The following is a 19,529-nucleotide window of genomic DNA, read 5'->3' on the forward strand; positions in this document are numbered from 1 at the left end:
ATCATCGATGCAAGCACATGTGGCAACTAATCAGGCGGGTGAAGTACTTCATGAACAACGCCTCACCATTCCCGGGTGGTGGTCATGGATTGCAGAAACTGGAGCACAATTAGGATCAGTTATTTAGATGGATGAAGCCGCGACCGGTTCAATCAAGAGCACCGTGATTGCCACGGTTGTGGCTTTCAGCTTTGCTGATACCACTATATCTACTTCCCTGGGAGGATCTCTGACGTTAACTACAGATGCGCTCGCTCTACATGATTTTAATGGTGACCGGAGTGGTCGCCTGGAAGTTTATCTCGATCGTGCTATTGCTTTTTGTGCTCGTTCATAAGGTGTTTAACAGGCTGACTTTAGAGGCCTATAAATATCTTCTCAACTATGAGAATCTAAGTGGATTGCGCGCTAGGATGCCGTAGGTTGGTCACGGCATAACAAGGATTGTAGATAATGAGAATCAGTAAGCTATCCCTAACCAACTTCCGCTCATTTAGGGATACACAAACGATAGATTTTGCACCAGTGACTCTGTTGTTTGGTCCGAACAGTGTCGGTAAAAGCAGTGTTTTAATGGCGTTGGTTTATCTTCAGGGTATTCTACGGTCAGGGCAGTGTAACCCTCAGCGACTAGAAGTTCTGGGGAATAAATTCGTTGGTGGATTTGAGAATTTAGTCAATGGGAAGGACTTATCAAAGAGTATTGTTATCAGGGTTGATTACGATATGCCAGAAACGGTTTCTGGTAATACCTTTGATGCGAGTCAATTTTTTATCGATGATATTAAACAACAGGAAAATAATAGCAATCCAAAAGACAAAAGAAACCTTCTATGTATTAGTAGCCCTGTTGAATGGGCTAATAGGATGGCTGTTGAATTAGAGGTTAAATGGTCTAACTCTTTGCAAACTGCTTTCGTATGTCGGCAGGCTATATGGTTAGATGATGAATTTGTAGCTGAATCGATAAACCATGATTACACAGTAAATGCACAAGTCCATAAAGTTAATTATCTACATCCACTGCTGAAAAGTGACTTGGAAGGTGAGTGGTTTGAGCATCATCGTACTGACAGGGATGACAATATTTTAGGAGAGTTTCATGATTTTATCATTCAGTCTGCTACTTCAACACCTAAAGTGATTGAGCTGCCTGAAGTGGGCAACAATCAACTTCATACTTTGTTTCAGTACAAGTCACAGGGAGGAGTTTTGCCGACGTTAGGTAAAGTTTTAATGACGAGTATTGAAGCTGATGATGCATTGAATACCAAACGGATTGAGGAAGTGTTTAGCGATATTTTTGTTGCTACTCTGGACAACCTTAAAGACATACTGGATAGCAGCTTGGTGATTGGGCCATTAAGGAAGATCCCAGATTCCACTTTTGATGCCGAGGTAACGACAAAACAAAAAGATTGGTATACGGGAAGAGCGAGTTGGGATGCAATTTCCAGTTGTTCAATAAAACAGATTTCCGATATTAACTCATGGTTAGCTACTCGCCAGGGGTTAGACCTAGGTTTTGTTTTGGTCGAAAAAAATGAGTGCGGTACAAAGGAATACATATCAACACTCTTTGATCGCCAAAACCGAAGCTTTGCAGATGGACAAGATGATTCACTGAATGTGTCACTTGACAACTTGGTCTCACAAAGCAGCTATCAAAAGAAGAGTATGACGTTATGGGATCTTCACAATGAGATTGAGGTCACTGCGGCTGATATCGGTGCCGGTGTATCTCAGGTCTTCCCGTTGGTGGTTGCAGCAACCATGAATATCAAGGGGCTCATATGCTGTGAACAGCCAGAGCTTCATGTACACCCTAAATCGCAAGTTGCACTAGGTGATCTGCTAACTCAGACTGATGGTGTTAACAATTACTTGATTGAGACACACAGTGAACATCTGATACTCAGATTGTTGCGGCGGATCCGAGAGACATCCAACGGCGAATTGGAAGAGGGGCTTTCTTCTGTATCGATACAGGATGTCTCTATTGTCTATTTAGAGTCGACAGATAATGGGGTGGTAGCCAGAAGAACTTCGTTAAGTGAAGATGGAGATCTGACTGAAGATTGGCCGCAAGGTTTCTTCGAAGAGCGAGATGGGGAGCTGTTCTGATGTATAGGGAAGTTGCGTTAGATCCACATTGCCTGTCCGAATTTCACTACTATGGTCTGTTAAAGACAGCCTTTGGATTCGAGGAGGGGCGTTATGTTATCGCCCCCTTGAAGGAGTGGGTACGTGAGGCTGCTCAGAGCGTAAAAGCATCGGATTTACCACCGGTAAAAAAGAAGTCAGTGACCAACTTTCTTAATAAGCTACAAAGAAACAAGAGTAACCCATATCTTTTATTTCCTAATGATAGAACCGGCATTGCTAATGACATAGAGCATTCGGATTGGCAGAAATGGGTTGCTGCTCAATGCACATATCGAGAGTTCTCAACGATTGTTTCTGAGAGGGAAAGTGAGAAGTCGATAGGTTACTCAGATATTATTGATGGGCATGGGGAATGGATTGTTCCCAAGACGACCTGGATCGATAGGGACGACATTAGCATCGTGGGGGCAATAAGCTCCTTACTTAATCTAAGTAAAGAATTGATTATTGTCGATCAATATTTTCGGCTGGCAAGTAACAAGGTGTTGCATGGAATTGTTCAAGAGATGCAGCAAAGCCAGCAGATTGAACGGATATTGCTAGTAAGTAGTGTTGCAACGGCTGATCCGATAAAGGTTTTCGAAAGAGAGTTCCTTAATAGGTATAGGTATGTTCCTTCCTTTTCTTATCTAATTGCTCCTGAACGATATTTTCATGACCGCTATATGATTACAGATAGAGCGGCAGTGAAAGCAGGGCATGGCTTTAGTGTCGGGGTTATACAAGGAACTCAAGCAGATAAACTTAGCCTTAGCATATGCGGAAAAGAGGAGCGAGATGAAACGCTTGCTCATATTGAAGGGCTGAAGGCCGGAGCGGAACAGCAGGTTATTATTTTGAATTAGACATCGCAGATCGTGGTATCTGAGTTGTTGATTGTATGGACGTTACGTAAATAGATGGAACTTCATTTTAAAAGTATTTCGGGGAAAGACAATGTCGGTGACTTCACTTGGATACACCGAACGGGTCGCCAGGCAATCATTGCTGACATGGTCTCTGGGACGGATGTTGGACGTGGTCTGACACTGCTGAAGAGTTGGTTAGAGGAGTGTCAGAAACCAGAAGTATTTGATCCGAAGGCGCTGATTGGATCCGTGCACGCGATGTTTCAGGAAGAGTCGTTACAGGCGACTCTGGGAGTCGTTACACGAACCCATCAAGGCTATGAATGCCATGTTGTCGGAAACTTGAGGTTGTTTCAGGTGGCTGGTGGACTTGAGTGCTATCCTGGCACGCAGGTGGAGAGCCAGCCACTGTCGGTGGTGGGCCAAAATCAGGCCCCTGTCATTAATCAGCTGACGATGACTCCTCACGACAGTACGCTTTTTATGTTGACCAGCGATGGCCTGGATAGCCAAGTATTGTGTGAGTCTGATGCGAGCTACAGTTCACTGATCGCGGGTAATCAATATCGTCAGTTCCTGCCTGCGGTCGCTGATAGAGATTGGTCTGCACTGCTCTTCCCGATGGGAGAAGCCCACTCCTTTATTCGAGATGAGTGGCCGTACAACCCTTTTGTCGGGCCGCAAGAAGAGCGGATGCACGAGCGTCGTGGCTTAGCTGAACTGGCTACTGAACTGTTCAAGTATGAGCAGTTTAACGGTTTTCGGATCTTATCGTGTCCTCCGATACTCAGTGACAATGCATCGCGTCTTTTTGATGGTTTAATCATTTACCCCTTCGGCGTTCTTCCTGTCGAGCTTAAAGATCACCACGGTGACATCAAAATTGAGATGGCAACGAGCCAGCGCAATAGCATGTGGGTTGCGAATGACAGAGGTGAACATTGTTTTTCTAACCCGGTTCATAAGCTAAGAGAGTCGATCCGCCGCTTTGGGGATCACCCCGCCTTTAAAGGCTTAGATCCGATGTTGAAAAATGCTGGATTAGTAGTTTTTACGTCACCTTACGCCAAGGTCCAGTGTGGCTATCAAGGTCAACTTACTCCGGCGCCTTTCTACCAAGCGGGAGAAGTCATGGTGGCGCATACAGAACATCTGGGACAAATGTTGCTTGGGTTCTGTAAAGGGCGATTTGGAAAAAAGCTGAAGCATCGCCTAGATGAATCTGAAATTAATCGGATAGTGAGCCAACTCATTGATATCGCGCCGGCTAGTGGTGGGGACAGGATTGTGATCGGCGATTATCAATGTAGCCAGACTCCGATAGCGTCGGAGTCGACCGATTACTATCAGATCTACGACGCTTGGGAAGATGAGCATCATTTGTGGGCTAAGCGATTTATGATCGATCACCTAAGTCGGGTGCACCGGCAGGCGGAGATCCAAAGCTTGGGCCGGGAAGCGCAGATCCTAAAACGACTGGCAAGAAAAAGTATTGATGGTGTTCAGCACTTTGATGGCAAAGAAGAAACTGACGATAACCTATATATATTTTTGCAAGCAGCACCTAGTGTTTCGCTTAAAGCGTGGATGGAAACCTCTCGAACCCGCGGCGAGCGCATTAAGTTGCTGCTGTCTTTGGCTCAGATTTTAAAAGGGATCCAATCAGTGGGCGAGCCCATGATCATCCACCGCGCGATCAATCCTAATAACATCCGTATCGACGAGGCGGGCAATCCCTTATTGATCAACTTTGAGCTATGTCAGCTGGAAACTGTAGCCACTTTGCCGTTAAACGCTAGGAGGACATTTGCCGCAAGCTACCAGGCGCCAGAGGTCAACGAACCCGGTCAGAGTCTTAGCTACTCGGCAGATATTTTTAGCTTGGGTGTACTTGCAGTGGAGTTACTTCGAGGCTCATTGCCTTTTAAAGAGTCCGCCAAGGAGCTGATCGCCAAGGGGCGTCGTCGCGCCTTTTGGGGTGGGCTCTGTCAAGACATGGGGATAGCGACAAGTCACGCTGAGTTTCTACAGCGAGTGCTTCATAACGTAGCAAGGCACCGCCCCGCAATTGATGATGTTATTAAGGTGATTGGATCATGGAACGATTAGCCGCTCGTGGATTGGGGCTGTTGCCCCATACTCGCTACCAATTGGACAAGGTTGTGTATGAAAATGCTGCCACTAAAAGAGCCTTTTATCGGGTAAAACATGCCTCGATGCCAGGTCTCACCTATGGACTAAAACTGCTTCAAGTTGATGATCCTAGAGAGGCCAAGACCGTTCGACATGAGGTGACGGCTCTGAACCGCTTACCATTTGGCACAAGCGCAAGATGCCACCACCACTGGCAAGATGGAAATACTCACTATTTGTTGACCGATTGGATAGATGGCAAACCACTGTCGGAAATCTTTACCCGGCCTCCCCAATCTCAACAGGAGGGGCTGGAGCGCATCAAAGTGGCAGAGAAGCTGGCCAGTAAACTGGCAAACCTGCATCGATTGCGTGTTATTCATCGGGACATCAAGCCGGAGAACGTTGTTGCCCAAGTGACGGGTCGTAACGTGCGGGATGTGGTTCTGATCGATTTTGGCTTGTCGAATCAAAAGCGGGGAATTGAAGAGGGAACCTACCTGTACCGTTCGCCAGAGCAGGGGGGGACTCGTTCGGTAAGCCTTTCCGGTACCAGTGATGTGTTCTCGTTATGCCAGACCATTCTTTTTCTGCTTACCGGCCAGCCAATCACGCTTGAGGCCAGCTTCAACCATACCGATTGGGACACCGACATCGTTCTGTCCCTACCCAACTGGTGCCTGCCCGAATTGAATGACTTGCTGGTCAAAGGACTCAGATTTAATCCAAATGATCGTCTAAAGCAGGCGTCGACGGTGGCCAATGGCCTCAGGGATGTATCAAGGAAGATGAATGCCAGGAGGGCACGATGACAGAATTGTTAGAGCAAAAGGTACCTTTTTGGCCGGAGGATAAAATCTCAAATTATGGCTCGGCGATCCCTTTGCTGCATCGGCCAGACAAACATTATCGCGATAATAACTGGCCTCAGAACGGGCCTTCAGAGGCAAAGGTTTTTTCGCAACTTAGCAGTGCCACCAAGGCTTGGACCTGTGCTTTTAAGCAGAAAAACCGCGATAACGTAAATATCAGCTTGTTGGTAGGCAACTACAAGGTCACGGTGAATATTGTACGAAAGGACGGCAGGTTAAGGTTGTGGATAAACCGTATATTTTTTGCCAGTAACCGGGATCGCCAAGAGGCTTTGGAGAAAGGTGCGCTTGTTTCGTTTGCTGGTATTAAGGTGCTGACCGGCATTGAGTTTGGCGAGGGTTTCGAACGGAAAGAACGTCGCTATGAGAGCGGCAGCTATGTCCAGCAATTGCTCGATATCATCCACTCTCCCTGGAATGCGGATGGAGAGGAAGTCGCGCTTGAAAAACCTGAGGAGGACCGGCTTAGCGATGATGAGCGTGAATCTTTAGAGTTGATACGTAGCTTTATCGATTCTGAGTACGAACTCGAGCAGATAACGGCACAACAGACCATGCCATTTACAGCCACTTCCATTACCGCACGTAGCCGGGCTACCACCTACCGATTGCATTATGAGGTGCATTTTGATGAGTTTGATTATGCTCGCTTACTAGAGCTCAAGCCCAGTCTTTTGGTCCTGCTATCCGAAATGCAGGAGCCAACGGAAGTATTGTTTGAGGTGACAGACTTAACTCCAATTGAAAAGAAGCCGGTTGTTTATGTCAGTGTAGAGCGGCAAACCGCTTCAGAGCTGATTCCTACTGAGGCGATGCTCGGGATAGCGGCGCTCCCCACCCTAAAGAAAGTGCGCAATGCTGTGGTGGATGCCCTAGAGGCGCAAGCGACTAAAAACCCTTGGCTGCTCTCTGTCGCTGCAGGTTCTTACCGCTATTCACCTCTGAAGCCGGAAGTGGTGCCACTGCCCCCCAGCAAGTTTCCGCCAACCCCCTCTCAGGTTAAAGCGATTAACAGCGGGGCGGGGAGTGACGACTTTACTCTGGTGTTAGGGCCGCCTGGGACAGGTAAAACGACCGTGATCCTGCAGTGGGTGAAATATTTTGCCGCCCAGGGCAAGCGGGTTTTGGTGACCTCTCAAAATAATAAAGCCGTAGACAACGTGCTGGAGCGTCTGGCAGAAGAGGACGATTTTGAGTGCCTACGGATTGGGAGTGAGAACAAGATCAGCTCGTCGCTCGAAGCCATCATGTTGGACAATAAGGCCGCTGAGCTACAAGAAAAAATGTTTGCTCAGGCAAACGAGATACTGAGTAAGCTGAGTTTGCAAAAGTCACTGCTTGAAAGGCTGATCAAAAACGCTCCAGAGATCCTTGTATTGATCCGAAGAAGAGACTCGCTTAGAGGCTCGTTGGTCACCTCTAAGATCGAAATTGAACTGCTGCAAAACAAATTAGTTGAATTGGTTAGAGAGATCTCGACCGTCAAAAACGAATTGCAGTCATGCCAGCTTAAAATTGATCACGTGAGCAGTCAGCAATGGCCGATTCTTAAGTCTGTTGGAGAGGTTGTGAATTCGTTCCGGCTGAAATCCATCAGGAAAAAACTTGGTCAGGAGGAGGAGCGACAGGCGTTACTTGAGCAGCAGCATGCTAAAACCCAGCAAGACAGCTTAGGCCTTGAATTGACACGCTCTAGGTCCAAGCAGGAACTCGAATCAGCGATAGCTCGTATTACTGGTTACTTTGGCCCAAGTGAGTCTGTCGTGCCGGAAATTATCATGCCGGGTACGGGCTCGCAAGAGGTGACATGTGCCGAAGTCGAGGAGTTGGAAGCACTTGCAAAACGCTTGGATAACGTCCTCATTGACTTGACGACCTGGTTTGACAAGTTGAAAAGTGAGCGACAGCAAGCGCTGTATAAAATGCTGATAGAAAACGTCAACGTTGTCGGCGCCACCTGTATCGGTATCAACACTAAGGCTCTCTTTAGAGAGCTGGACTTTGATGTCGTCATCGTCGATGAGTCCGGTCAAATCCAGCTACATAACCTGATTGTGCCTCTATCTCGTGCGCCTAAGGCCATTTTGGTGGGCGATCACAAGCAGTTGCCCCCTGTGGTTAGTGACGAAGTGTTGGAGGAGGTCGCCGCTCAGGGATTTGAAGAGCAAGAGCATAAAGATCTGTATCGCTTGAGCTGGTTCGAGCATCTTTGGAATAACGCTCCTGACGACCGGAAAATCATGCTTGATACTCAGTTTCGTTGCCCCTCGATGATCAGCGACTTTGTCTCTGAGGCGTTTTACGAAGGTAACTATTTTGCCGGTGTCGGTATGGATAAAAAGCAGGCGCTGTTGTCGTTTTGCCCTAAACCCATGGTTTGGGTAGACACCTGTCGCATGGCAAATAAAGCGGAGCAAGCTACCAATCAAGATGGCCGTACGGTCGTACAAGACAATGCGTGCGAAACACGGTTGATTATCGAGGTTCTTCAGCGGGCGATCCAAGAAAAGCCAGAGCTGGCGGAGCAACGTGAGATAGGGGTGATTGTTCCCTATGCCAATCACGTTAAAACCATTCAAAAGGCGATACGCCGTCAACAGCGTCAGGGACAACTCACTGAGCTGACCATGCCGCTTAACGAGTTGGTTGCCTCTGTGGACAGCTTTCAGGGGCAAGAGCGAGACCTGATTATCTTCACCTTTACCCGCTCTAACCCAAGAGGGCAGGTGGGATTTCTAGCTGACTGGCGCAGGCTTAATGTGGCCCAGACCCGGGCTAAAAAGCAGCTGGTAATGATAGGCGACTCCCAAACCTTGATGAAGGGGGCGACCCGAAAAGAAGCACGGGATAGCGAATTTAAACTGGCGATGCAATTGCTAAGGAACAGCTGCGTCAAACAAGGGGCGCTGCTGGATGCTGTGCGGTTTTCACCACCGTCAGCCCAAAGAGCCAAGCGCAACGGACAACAGAGAGCTGGGCAGCAGAGCCCATCTAAACCTAAGTCAGCAGCTGATCGAAACCATGAGGTGAAGGATAATGACTAAAAAGCCAGCCGCTAAAAAGACAGCTCCTAAAAAAGTGGAATCCAACCAGGGGAAAGCCAAACGATATAGCCTCAATCAGTGTTATGCAGAGGTGCTGGAGAATCACCTAAAGGATGGGGAAACCATCTACTATGCCAAAAACTGCATGTTGCCCATTCTCAATATCAAGATATTGGTGAAAGAACGCAGTCGGGAGGAACTCAGTGACATTGATCTGATGCTGTTTCGTTTGATTGACCAAGGGATCCGGTCACCCGACTCCATCTGTCTGCTTACCGGCTTAGCCAACAAATTGGTGAATCGCCACTTGGAAGATCTGTTGGGGCGCGACCTGCTCTGTTACGAAAGTGGCCAGTTATCACTCAGTGAGCTGGGGGCGGAATCGTTAGAGTCCGGAGTACCGGTGCGCCTAGTCCAACGGGCCTTTCGCTACTGCGCCGTCACCGAACAATTGTTACCGAGAGCGGCCTACGGATTGGTGTATTCGGAGCTGAATGAATTGCGAAGCCCGGAAAGCGGCCGTTTTATGAAGTACAGCCATATCCTTGAAGAATCACAAATGGTGAGTCTGGCAGGAATGGATTTGAGCGGCATACCTTCTAAGCGGGCATTGAACCTGACTGATGAAGCCATTGCCTTTGGTGAGGTGCAGGGTTACACCTCGGGTTATCTGCAGACCAAGCTGTTTCTAGTCGGGCGTAAGCAACCGGAGCGGGCCTTGGTGGCTTTCGGTAAGGCCTGCCTTGAGTATGATGCCAACGCGATTATCTCGATGACCCAACCGCTCGATGAAGCCAAACTCAATACGATATTGCGTGATGAACTCAGTAAAGATGGCGTTACTGAGTTCTCTATCCGTTATGACGCCTTTGGGCTGCCACTGGTCACGCTTGAGCAGGCTGGTGACAACTGGTTGAAGAGAAAGCTTGAGGGCGCTCAGCCAGCCATTCTGTTCTGTCAGACCCCACAGCATCAGGCCAAACCCGTGACCTTGGGGAGACTCAACGGCCATACGGTGCGTTTTGTTTTGAATGATCCCATAGAACAGCGCATGGCTAACCAACTGAGCGACTTGACTCGTTTGGGTGAGGCCTTTTATGCCATACCTTTCAAGCAGCGAACAGGCAAAATTGTCGCCGCTTATATTGCCGAGCACGCCAACTATTCCGAAGAGGAAATTGAGCAGCTGCGGGAGTGGACGACACGGCTAAACATGGGACGACAGGCAGCTTGGCTGCCTGAACCTAAGCCCGAGCCTAAAGCGGAGGCGCTCGCATGAGTGACTATCAATGGACTGGCTGGGGCTTGTTGCCGCTGGTACTGTCCGAGCGCCAGAGCCGTCCCTTGTTAAGCAGGCAGCCCTGGACGCACTGGAGTGAGGGGCTCGACGCGATTCAAATCAAGGATACCCGTCGCTTCTACACGCGCTCGACAGCGTCTATCCTGCGGCCAGTTAAGGGCGGGCGCTTTACGCTCGATTTGGCACAGACCGATAAGGGGTGTCTGACGCTGGTTGACGAAGGCGTGACGGTGCGATTGGTGGCACTGCAGCTGCTGATCGTCGAGGGGGCCGCTTTGATCTACTTTCACTTCGTCTCCGAGGGCACATATGACGCCGAGACGATAGCCCGAATTAATCGCACAGTTTTTGCTTGGCATCCGAGAACGCACACGCATAGCTTGCCGGATTGGACAGATGTACACGGCCAATTGAACACGCTAAGGGATCACCTCAGCACGTTGCTGGCTATCCCATTGGATGAGGAGCGGGATTACGGCGAGGATGCCTTTGGTCATGAGTTAGTCAACTGCTGCTGGGTCAAAAACACGGAAGCAGTCGGTGAGCGAAGCGAAACAAGCGATCTGTGCGTGAGCAAACTCAGTGCCGGGGTAGACTTGGCCAACCCAAGATATAGCCTGTCGCCGAAGGAGTTAGAGCGTTTGCAGGGGCAGCAATTTTGCTACTGGCGCGATTGGCGCTGTCAGTTCAACCTGAATCGTTTGGTGTTTGTCGATGAAACGCCGGGTCGCTCCTCTTTGCAGCTGAACTTGTGTCAGAACCACTATTATCTAGACCTTTTTGCCATGGTGATCCTGCAGCGCATCTACCTGAATCACTTCAAAGATGAGTTGATTTTAGGCGCGGCTAAGGAGCGCAGTCAGCTGTTCCAGCGCATCTCCGATTTTCGGCGGCGCTACAAGGTCTCGCATATGTCAACCTACCCCTTCGCCGAAAAGCTCTATCAGTACCTGTGTGATCAGGCCGGACTGAAGGAGATTGAGGAGCAAACCTTTACCGAGCTGGATCATAGCCACACATTGTGGCGTCAGGAGAAGGAGGAGACCAATGGCTCAGTGCTGCTGTTTGTCTCTTTGATTGCCGCGTTGCTGTTGCCAGCCAGCTCCCTCGCGACCATCTTTGCCCTAAACAAGGAGCAGATGGGACTGCCGTTCTGGCTAGGCTCAGGGGTGATCACCTTGCTAACGTTGATATTTGTGGTGTTGCCGCCGCTGAGAAAGTATCGAAAAGAGAAAAAGCAGTCGCTAGGCTAAGCAACAGACGTGGCGAGTCCAGTGAGGAGAAGATAGGAGCAAGGGGATGAAACGGGCACTAGGGCTGGTGTTTGGCGGGCTGCTTGGCAGCTTATTCGGGCCGCTTGGCGTTTTGATCGGCGGGGGATTCGGCTTCTGGGTTACCGGGACTGGTGCTTCTGCGCCGAGCTCTGAGGATGATATCGGGGCCAACGATCCATTTTTTAGCACTTCATCGACGTTTTCGACATTGGATATGGAGAGCGCCGAGAATGATGGCATGGGTAATGATATCTCCGATATCAACCCGGTGACGGGCTTGCCGATGATGGGGGGGATTGGCGGGATCGATGCCGGTGGCAATTTTTATGGGAGTGGTGGCAGCAGTTCCAGCGATAGCATGGACTTTGCTGATATGGGAACGTCGGATATGAATCCGGCGACCGGGCTGCCCATGATGGGGGATGGGATCGGCGGCATCGATGTTGGCGGTAACCCCTATGGGATGGATTCGAGTGACAGCTTCAGCTCAGGGATCGACGACAGCCTCAGCTCAGGGTTTGATGACTCGTTTGGCTCATCCTTTGACGACAGTTTTGGCTCCAGCAGTTTCGACAATGACTGGTAGAGCCTGGTATGTGTCAGTCGGTGCTATAACTTGCCTCGTTGGGGTGCTTTTCCGCCAGTTGAGAGTCGCTCGCATAGGGCACTTTGCCGGAAGGCACTATGTTGGCGGCGGCATCTAGGTGGACGTCTTGATCATCAAAGAAGATGTGGGGGCGGAAGGCCTTGAGTACCTTGTCTTTGCCGACGCCGCCGAGGAAGAAAGCCTCATCGACGTAGACGCCCCACGCGCGCAGAGTTTTGATCACCCGCATCTCGGAGGGGCTGTTGCGTGCGGTGACCAGTGCGATGCGGACGGGGGAGTACTCTACCCGCATGGGAAGCCGGTCCTGCAGATGGGACAGTTTGTGCAGCAGCTTGGCGTAGGGGCCTTCTTTCATCGGGGTGTCTTGGGCTGCATCTTCCTGGGCGTGGAACTCGGCCATGCCCTGGGTCTTGTAGACCAACTCGCTCTCATCGCTAAACAGCACGGCGTCGCCATCGAAGGCGATACGGACTTGGCCCTCAGGGATCGAACCGGCATCTGATGGCGGCGCTTTGACAATGGCGGCAGCGCACTGGCGTGAGTCAATCACCTTCTGAGCATCGCCGACATTTGTGGTAAGGAATAGATCGACACTGAAAGCGTCGAGGTAGTCGGCGACCGACTCTCCAGCGGTAAAGGCGGAGCGGGTAATGCCAAGTCCGTGGCTACGGATATTGTTGAGGATCTGCAGCCCTGAGTCGGGACTGTTGCGGGACATCACTACTACCTCGACCAACGGAGATGGGTCGTCCTTTTGATATTGGTTGAGCCCGAGCAAGGCTTTCACCAATGGGTAGCCGGTACCCGGAGCCAGCTGGTCATTTTCATGCTTCAGCATGTACGCCCGGTAGGCCTCGATGGCCGTGTTGGGATCAGAGTCCTTGGTCTCCCGAAAAATCCGGTCTGACTCGGCCATATCGAATAGGGCGGTGGCACTGATCCCGACGACAAGGGTGTTGGTGAGGTCAAATGGCATAGCCACCTCCGTGTGATCTTCTTACTCATCCATGACAACCCAGGCATTGGTTGTGGACTTATCGCAATGCCTGTCCTATCTAAAAACTACTCTGTTTCAGCCTGTCACTTCCACCTCAAACTGCTCAATGATATCCAATACTGCTTCGAGGAATGCTCGGCCTTCAGGTGATGCTGTGCCTAGACGCAGGTAGGCCGGAATCCGCTCATTGAATTCGGACTTGGTGCAGGGCTGAAACTCATCAAGCGCCTCCACCATTGCCGGGCGAAGCAGGCGCTTGTCATCAGGCGTATCGGGGAACTCCGGTACGATGACTGACGCATTAAAGTGTCTGAGTTTTTCCTGCAGCGTGCCGACTTCATGACGGAACTGATCTGTGACCTCATCTTGCGCCGCCGAGTCCGATTGAATTGCTTCAATCTCTTCGATTTCTGACGCCAGCTGCGTCTCTTCCTGAAGTTCCGCCGCCGGAGTGCGCAGTTCATCCAATTGTCGCAGAATTGGCACCAACTCACCCTCAGGGTTCTTAAACCAATCGGTGGACCAGATCCGCTGGATATTCCAGTCCAAGCCTTCCAGTACTTGTTGGCGAAGACGATCACGGTCTCGAGCTGATTTGGCACTGTGGTAGGTGGCGCCATCACACTCGATCCCCATCAGGTAGCGGCCAGGCTTGCCCGGATCCTTGACCGCTAGATCGATAAAGAAGCCCGCGACGCCCACCTGAGGCTCGCATTCGTAGCCATATTGGCGGAGTCGCTCCATCACCGCGATCTCGAAATCGCTGTCAGGTTCTTTCCCGGTATGAGTAGCCTGTGCCATGACACCGGTTTGGGCAAATGCGAGGAACTCCTTCAATGCGATGACGCCGCGAGAGGACGTTTCACTGGTCAGGATGTCGGCACCGGTCATTGAGCTGAATACATGCATCCGCTTTTTCGAACGAGTGAACAGAACATTCAAGCGACGCCAGCCTGCGGCGGAGTTAATGGGGCCAAAGCGTTGTGGCACTTTGCCGCCAACCTCTTGAGGACCATAAGTGAACGAGATAAAGATGACATCTCGCTCATCCCCCTGGACGTTCTCCAGGTTTTTGACAAACAGTGGTTCGTCAGACTCCTTGGCTAAAGCGTTTTGCAACAGGGGATCGTCCTTACTGATCTCCTCGATACTGCGCTCAATCTGCTCCCGCTGATCAGCACTCATGGCAACGACGCCTAATGATTCGCCGGGGCGTGTTTTGAGGTGGTGCGCGACGGCACGGGCTATGACGCGGGCCTCCTCAATATTGCGGCGGTTTACAAACCGGCCATGCTCAATTCGGGTGAATTTCACCCCATAGTCGTCTGAGCGGGCAAAAGGTGAAGGGAAGACAACCAAGTCAGAGTCATAGAATGACTTATTGGAAAAGGCGATGAGCGATTCATGGCGGGAACGATAGTGCCAGCGCAAGCGGCGGCAACCGAACATCGGGATCGCTGCATCCAAAATACTCTCGGACTCTTCAATTGCAGAGACGTCCTCTTCCTCAGTATCGATGGCACGATCAAAGAAGCTGGTGGGCGGCAGCTGCTTAGGATCGCCAACCACCACAACCTGTTTGCCTCGAGCGATGGTGCCAATGGCGTCCTCGGGCTTCACCTGTGAGGCCTCGTCCATGACGACCAGATCAAACTCAATCTGGCCCGGCTCCAGATATTGCGCAACGGACATTGGGCCCATCATGAAGCAAGGTTTCACTTCGACCAACGACGCGCCGGCTCGGTTGATCAGTTGGCGAATAGGGAGATGGCGTGTTTTCTTGCCCAGCTCGTGTCGGATCAGGGCCATCTCACTGTAGGTGGAGACTTTGCCACCTGAGTTACCTGCAGGTGCGTCATGCTTGCTCGCCTGATAGGCGATCTTCTGCTGATTGAGTTTTTTAAGCTTGTTGTCGTATTCGCGGAATTTGTTCTGAATCGCGCTTTGCTCTTTGCCGGAGTAACGCATGATCTCCGGTGCCTCGTTGATGATCTCTTTTGACAGCAGAGCGTAGATCGAGGCCGCGAGCGCGGTATCCAAAGAGCCCGCTTCAATACGATGCTGTTCGACGGCCAGTGTCAGTTTACCCAGTCCTAACTGTGTCATCTTGTGCTGGATGTTGAGGTAATCAATCCAGGTATTGAGGAAGTCGGTTTGTGCCAAGGCTCGCTGATTGCGGCCAATCAGTTGCGCAACGGAGTTACCGCCAAACTGGGTCCACTGCTCGATATCCAACTTTGCTTCACTGCTGAACTGTTTGCGCCCCTCGTTACACTGGAGCAGGCTTTGAGAGGCCAACTCCGCATGTTTGGTGAGCTGGTTATAGGCCAGATGGCCATGCTCACCGCGCAACATCTCCATCAATTGCGGCAGGTCTCCGATGCTCTCTGTCAGAGCTTGGTGCCGTCGGACTCGGGCAAGTTCGGTTTCAGAGAACTTGCCTGCATGGACATCGAGAGCCAGCGCATTACCCCACACGAAGGATCCTTTTTGCTGGCTCCAGTGTTGTTGCGCTTTCTCATGGCCTAACAGCTGATTGAGGCGTTCGCGAACTCGCCTCAGAGGGGCATCTTGCTGGCGAAGTTGGGGTTGCAGCGCATTCAAACCGTTTCGAAGCGCTGTTTTCAATGCCAGCAAACCATGGTTTTCATCGAGCAGGTCCTGTCTGCTATTTGAGAGCGCAGGCGTATGGCTAAAGTGTTGTTGGAGTTGATCAAGTGCTTGGAGGCTGTTGGTCAGCGCCGCATACTCAGGCTGGGAAGCCAGGTTTTGCATGCCCAATAACATTTGGGCGGGTAACGCCATCAAGCTATCCGCCAACGCAGCACGCGCACCAAAGCCAAAACCATACTCTTCACGCAGTGCGCAATACCAGCTGCGCAGCTGTTTGAGCTTAGTGATGTCGGTGTCAGTACCACGAAATAACTCGCCTAGATCATTTTGATACTCTGGGCTTTGGATCAGGTCGGATTCCGATTGCTTAAACTGTGCGGCTTGAGGCAAAGCCTCAACTAAGGCTTCCAACTTGGTCGAGCTTTGAGCCAGCCCCAGTGCCGTTTTCCGGTCTTGTCGCCAAGCAGAGGAGAACCAACTGAACAGACTGCTACCGCGCAAGGTGTCATGCAGTCGATGCAGTTCTTCCGCTTGTGGCAAACGCTCTACCCGGAAGGTGGTTTGCAGCTCTACTTGTTGTGCTTGCCATTGACTGAGATCGTGCTCCAGCTCTGTGAGTAGCGGATCCATAGCTGGGTTATCAAAGCGTGCCTGGCGGTTGCGTACCAGGGCCGGGTCCAGCGACTGGGCAAACTCAAACAGCAAGGTGGTTTCTTTGAGCCCCAAGCGGGAGGTCTTTAGGCTCGCTTTGGCTCCCTCGGTCATGTTGGGGCGAATATCGCTGAGCAGTTTCTCTACTTGCTTGAGCTGCTCGATAGTGTTTTCCACAGTCGTAAGCCGGATTACCAGTTGCTCAGGGCTGGCATCAGGAGCGCCGCTGATTTGCATCAAGCTGTCCAGCTCGTGACTGAGCTGAGACTGAAGCGGTGTGCAATCGAGCAGTTGTGGTTCAAACAGCGTCGCTAAGGCATCGTTGGTGTCATGGAGCTGCTGGTAGTCCTGCAGCAATTGGGCTAGTCGACCTAGCTCACCGGGCTCACTGAGCTGGGCCACTAAGGAGAGATCTTCATCCCCTGCCAGCTTCGGCAGCTTGGTTAAACGAGTGACTTGCTGCTCTAATTGTTGCCAGGGCAACTGTACAGACAGGCCAAGTTGACTCAAGTCATCTTTATCCAGCGTGTCGGCCAAACGCGCCAGTTGAGCGAGCCACTGGCCTAACGGGGTGATTAACTTCTCAAACTCAAACTGGGCCAACTGCAGGTTTTTTACACCATACCAGGGGTGGGCTTCGAGTTTTTGCGCTTCGCACTGAGCAGCCATTTGTTGATAGATATCGGCAAACATCTCGGCTTGATCTTGCAAGCCTCGGAGTTTGGCTGCACTGAGATTTTTACCATGAAATGTCTCGGGACTAAGCTCGATCTGAACCGTGCTGTTTTGCTCGCGATATCTGACGGCGCTGGCCAGGATCTGCTGAACGGTTTTGCCCGTCTGCTGCCATTGGGTATTGAGCTTCTCAGCGTACTGACTGAGTTTGGCCCGGTTGGCTTCGTACAGCTCAATCTCGGTATCAATTGTATGTGGAGCGCGAAACTTACCCTCCATCGCTAAGCGAGCCGCCAAGTCATCAAGCAGTTTGCGCTTTTGTGTTTTGTGGCTGTGCAACTCCAGACAGAAATCCCCCAGCCCGGCTTTATCTAGCCGGCGCTTCACGACCTCCAATGCCGCCATCTTCTCGGCAACAAACAGCACCTTTTTACCTTGGGCGATGGCTGCGGCAATCAGGTTGGTAATGGTCTGTGATTTGCCTGTGCCCGGTGGGCCTTCGACCACCAAGTTTTTGCCCTTGATGGCGTCGATCAGAGCGCTGTGCTGCGAGCTGTCGGCATCGTCGATAAGCGGATAGTGTTCATGCACGCCTTTGAGCTGGTCGATGCGGTATTCCTGAGAAAAATCCCCTATTTCGTCGTCGCTGCGGGACTCGAAAAAGCGCTTCACCAAAGGGTGCTCAGTGATGTTTGGGGCGCCTTGCGGCCAGCGCTCAGGGTCCAGGTCGAAATACATCAGCTGTTTGCTAAAGTCGAGCAGGGTTAAAGTGCAGTGGCGGTGGGTTCGCCACTTTGGCTGGTGGCGCTCAATCACCGATTGCACATCCGCCAGATATTGTTCCGGCAAGGGGGCTTCGTCAAAATCGGGCAGTGCCAAGCCAAAGTCCTGACGGAGTTTTTCCCGCAGGGATAGGTTGGGTAACAGGTCTTCGCCGCTGTAGCTCAATGAGTAGCGATAGGTGCCCAGTTTGGGGTCCAGCTTGCCCTTCTCCAATGTCACCGGCAGCATCAGCAGTGGCGCATGACGCACCAGTTTGCTGTCATTGCTTTCCTGCCACTCCAGGAAGCCAAAAGCCAAAAACAGGACGTTGGCGCCGGTCTCTTCGATTGCCGTATTGGCTTTACTGCGCAGGCCACGCAGGCGGGATTCCATCTCCGGTGGAAACATCAAAGTTTGGATCTCACTGTCTTGATGCTTGCTGTGGAGTCTGCTCTCTGCTTTAGGCAGTTCGTAATCGGTATTTAGCCCCAGCCAATTGGCCCACTCTTTGGCCGTCGGGTTTTTTAGCTGGGTCTCTTTACCGGTTTCCTCGTCGACTCGAATAAAGCCTGCTTCAATCAATTGTTCATGGCGGGGCTCAGGCACGGCTCCAAACACCATGGACTTATCATTGAGCAGCTGGTCGAACAGTTGGTCTGGCAGTTCATCCACCACGCGGATGGCGTTGGTCTTGGTGTAGCGATAGCTGATGAGCTTATTGCGGCCACTGAGATCCAACAGGCGTTGACGCAGCGCCTGCAATGACTCGAAGGCAAAACCCTTAGACGAGCGCTTGGAAGACGGCTCTGATGTTTGCGATTGAGCCTGAGGTTGCGGATGACGCTTTAATTGTTGAGTCATATCGATACGCTTTTTCTTCGAGGTCGTTAGGGCTTGATGAAGCGCTTGTTGTGACGCGCAGGGCTGTGTTGCCGATTTTATTGGCAGCGAACCGTCTAATTTGCGCCAGCCAAAGTCGGCATCTTGGTGAGTATAAGCTTGCAGCTCACCATAGAGCAGCTGATTCACGACTTTGCGAGGTGCAGCGAGTCTTTCAGCGATCTCCTTCGCCTTCAGGCCTGGGTGCTGAGCCAGTAACTCAATCAATTGCTGACCCTGCTTGGACAACTCGCTGGCCTCTGGATGAGCCTGTGCTCTGGGCTGTGACACAGTCGCGCTAGTTTCCCTAGTGATGATCTTTGCTTGATTCAGCCGTTGGAATAAGCCGACTTTGGGCCCAGTCTGTTTGCTGGCCGTGTCTTGGCTGAGGCGGCCACTCTCCAGTCTGGGGAGCAACTGTAAACTGGCAAAGCTTTGTTCACCGGCTTTGATGTAACCAGGGATCTGGCTGAGCGTCATGGTTTCCCGCTGAGGCGCACCCTCAGGAAGACCTTCCAGGTGAAGTCCTTTATCGTCTCGGAATACCCGACGCAACTCGAAGTTGTGATAGGGCAGGGCCTTGCCTCGCAGCTTGCGTTCGAATGAGAGGAAGATACCTTGCCCCTCCCAGTGCAGATTGTTTTTATTCTTCATTTTCCATCACGCTGGGTATTGAGTTCATTGGAGTACTAACGTCATGCATTCAAA

The 19,529-nt window shown here is 51.2% G+C and carries 11 protein-coding genes; 9 read left to right on the forward strand and 2 right to left on the reverse strand.

All coding sequences use genetic code 11. From position 1 onward, the window contains the following. Nucleotides 1-127: 127 nt before the first annotated feature. The 9 genes from ABEA08_RS11510 (at nt 128) to ABEA08_RS11550 (ending at nt 12,223) form a co-directional block, all read left to right on the forward strand. Complete coding sequence (locus tag ABEA08_RS11510) at nt 128-337, forward strand: hypothetical protein (protein WP_345335459.1); 210 nt, start codon at nt 128-130, stop codon at nt 335-337. Nucleotides 338-453: 116 nt separating this feature from the next. Further along, on the forward strand, nt 454-2,124 hold the full coding sequence (locus ABEA08_RS11515) for a DUF3696 domain-containing protein (protein ID WP_345335460.1): 1,671 nt from the start codon (nt 454-456) through the stop codon (nt 2,122-2,124). After that, entirely contained in the window at nt 2,124-3,011 is an 888-nt protein-coding gene (locus tag ABEA08_RS11520; protein WP_345335461.1) for a hypothetical protein, read from the forward strand. The genes ABEA08_RS11515 and ABEA08_RS11520 overlap by 1 nt, the downstream gene beginning before the upstream one ends. A gap of 54 nt (nt 3,012-3,065) precedes the next feature. Then, nucleotides 3,066-5,123: a protein kinase domain-containing protein gene (locus ABEA08_RS11525; protein ID WP_345335462.1), complete on the forward strand. Its 2,058-nt coding sequence runs from the start codon at nt 3,066-3,068 to the stop codon at nt 5,121-5,123. Continuing rightward, a complete protein-coding gene (locus ABEA08_RS11530; RefSeq protein ID WP_345335463.1) occupies nt 5,111-5,959 on the forward strand; it encodes a serine/threonine protein kinase in 849 nt (282 codons plus the stop codon). The genes ABEA08_RS11525 and ABEA08_RS11530 overlap by 13 nt, the downstream gene beginning before the upstream one ends. After that, nucleotides 5,956-9,063, forward strand: a complete 3,108-nt coding sequence (locus ABEA08_RS11535; protein ID WP_345335464.1) for a DEAD/DEAH box helicase — start codon at nt 5,956-5,958, stop codon at nt 9,061-9,063. Before ABEA08_RS11530 ends, ABEA08_RS11535 begins: the two co-directional genes overlap by 4 nt. Beyond that, nucleotides 9,056-10,342 carry a hypothetical protein gene (locus ABEA08_RS11540; protein ID WP_345335465.1) on the forward strand — a complete coding sequence of 429 codons (1,287 nt, stop codon included), beginning with the start codon at nt 9,056-9,058 and terminating at the stop codon, nt 10,340-10,342. The genes ABEA08_RS11535 and ABEA08_RS11540 overlap by 8 nt, the downstream gene beginning before the upstream one ends. Beyond that, entirely contained in the window at nt 10,339-11,616 is a 1,278-nt protein-coding gene (locus tag ABEA08_RS11545; RefSeq protein ID WP_345335466.1) for a hypothetical protein, read from the forward strand. The genes ABEA08_RS11540 and ABEA08_RS11545 overlap by 4 nt, the downstream gene beginning before the upstream one ends. A gap of 46 nt (nt 11,617-11,662) precedes the next feature. Next, nucleotides 11,663-12,223 carry a hypothetical protein gene (locus ABEA08_RS11550; RefSeq protein ID WP_345335467.1) on the forward strand — a complete coding sequence of 187 codons (561 nt, stop codon included), beginning with the start codon at nt 11,663-11,665 and terminating at the stop codon, nt 12,221-12,223. A gap of 13 nt (nt 12,224-12,236) precedes the next feature. On the opposite strand, the gene ABEA08_RS11555 is transcribed toward ABEA08_RS11550, so the two are convergent. Continuing rightward, on the reverse strand, nt 12,237-13,220 hold the full coding sequence (locus tag ABEA08_RS11555; RefSeq protein WP_345335468.1) for a 5'-nucleotidase: 984 nt from the start codon (nt 13,218-13,220) through the stop codon (nt 12,237-12,239). Between the two features lie 96 nt (nt 13,221-13,316). Then, nucleotides 13,317-19,475, reverse strand: a complete 6,159-nt coding sequence (hhe, locus tag ABEA08_RS11560; RefSeq protein ID WP_345335469.1) for a DUF4011 domain-containing anti-phage protein Hhe — start codon at nt 19,473-19,475, stop codon at nt 13,317-13,319. Nucleotides 19,476-19,529 lie beyond the last annotated feature (54 nt).

It is taken from the genome of Ferrimonas pelagia (assembly GCF_039543565.1).
Classification (GTDB): domain Bacteria; phylum Pseudomonadota; class Gammaproteobacteria; order Enterobacterales; family Shewanellaceae; genus Ferrimonas; species Ferrimonas pelagia.